Below are 1,746 nucleotides of genomic sequence, written 5' to 3'. Positions count from 1 at the left end.
CGGTCGGACTCCTCGCGCAGTTCGGCGGCGCGGCGCGTGGCCCGCTCCAGCTCCTTGGTGAGCTGGACGACCTCGCGCTCGGCCTGCTGCGCGGCGTCGCCGGCGGACTGGGCCTGGACCTCGGTCATCGAACGGGCGCCGGTGATCTCGGCGACCTCGGGCTCGAAGGCCGTACCGGAGTTGATGATGTGACGCCCGGCGTCGACGCCCGCGTCCTCCATCAGCCGGAAGATCTGGCGGCGCTGGTGCGGCAGGGAGAGGGAGACGACGGTTCCGGTACGACCGGCACGGGCCGTACGACCGGCGCGGTGCAGGTAGTCCTTGTGGTCGCCGGCCGGGTCCACGTTCAGGACCAGGTCGATGCCGTCGACGTGGATACCGCGGGCGGCGACGTCGGTCGCGACGAGCGCGTTGACGTAGCCCTCCTTGAAGTCCGCCAGCGTCCGCGTACGGGCGCCCTGCGTCATGCCGCCGTGCAGCGCGTCGGCCTTCACACCGGACTCGCGCAGCTGCTCGGCGATGCGGTCGGCGCCCAGCTGGGTGCGGACGAAGATGATCGTGCGGCCCTTGCGGGAGGCGATCGCGGCGGTGACCGGCGCCTTGTCCTTGGGCTTCACGATGAGGATGTGGTGGGACATCGTCGTGACGTTGCCCTGCGCGCTGTCGACCTCGTGCGTGACCTCGTCGGTGAGGTAGCGCTTGACCAGCGTGGAGATCTCGTTCTCCATGGTCGCCGAGAACAGCATGCGCTGGCCGCCGGCCGGGATCTGGTCGAGCAGCTCGGTGACCTCGGGCAGGAAGCCCAGGTCCGACATCTGGTCGGCCTCGTCGAGGACCGCGATGCTCACGTCCTCCAGGGAGCAGGCGCCGCGGTTGATGATGTCGCGGAGGCGGCCGGGAGTGGCCACCAGCACATCCACACCCCGCTCAAGGGCGTAGATCTGGTTGCCCATCGAGGTGCCGCCGCAGACGACCTTCATCTTCAGGCCGAGGACGTCGCCGTAGGGCTGCAGGGCGTCCGCCACCTGCATCGCCAGCTCGCGGGTCGGGGTGAGGATGATGCCGCGCGGGCGCTTCTTCTGGGTGTGACCGCCGGACAGCGTCGCCAGCAGCGGCAGACCGAACGAGAGGGTCTTGCCGGAGCCGGTGCGGCCACGGCCGAGGATGTCCTTGCCGGCCAGGGCGTCCGGGATGGTCGCCGCCTGGATCGGGAAGGGGGTGGTCACGCCGTTCTGCGCGAGCTTGCGCACAACGCCCTCGGGGAGGCCGAGGGACGCGAAGGTGACCTCGGGGGTCGTCTCCTCGGGAGCCTCTACGGCCGTCTCGGTGCCCTCGTTCTCGGGCATGACGACGTGATCAGTACTGGAAATGGACATGCGAATGCGAAACCTTCCGGAGTCTCCGTCGGCACGCGCCCGTCAACTCCGTGATTCGCTATCGACCGCCTCAATGCGGTCCGCCACGGCAAGGGAGAGTACGCGCCACACGGCGCGCTCTACAGTGGCGCCGGGCAATGGGATCAAACGATCTACCACCTTACGCACCTACCACCCCCCAACGCAAACCAGCCCTCATTGACGTGCGTCACATCCGTTGCTAGGCCGGCGACCCGGCCGCCGGTGCCGGTTCCCGGTCCACCAGCTGCGGGGCCGGGTCCTCGTGCGCCGAGGAGGAGGGTTCCGCGACGGTCGGCTCGACGGACGGCGGCGGAGGGCTCGGCGACGGGTCGGCGGGCGGCGGCGTCCG

At 70.0% G+C, this 1,746-nt stretch carries 1 protein-coding gene; it reads right to left on the bottom strand.

Translation table 11 applies throughout. The features are described 5' to 3' along the window. The coding region (locus R6V09_RS52370; RefSeq protein ID WP_317888438.1) for a DEAD/DEAH box helicase at nucleotides 1–1,376 on the bottom strand (1,376 nt) is incomplete at its 3' end. Nucleotides 1,377–1,746: the final 370 nt, after the last annotated feature.

It is taken from the genome of Streptomyces sp. W16 (assembly GCF_033194735.1).
Lineage (GTDB): Bacteria > Actinomycetota > Actinomycetes > Streptomycetales > Streptomycetaceae > Streptomyces.
This window is presented reverse-complemented; position numbering and strand designations above follow the sequence as displayed.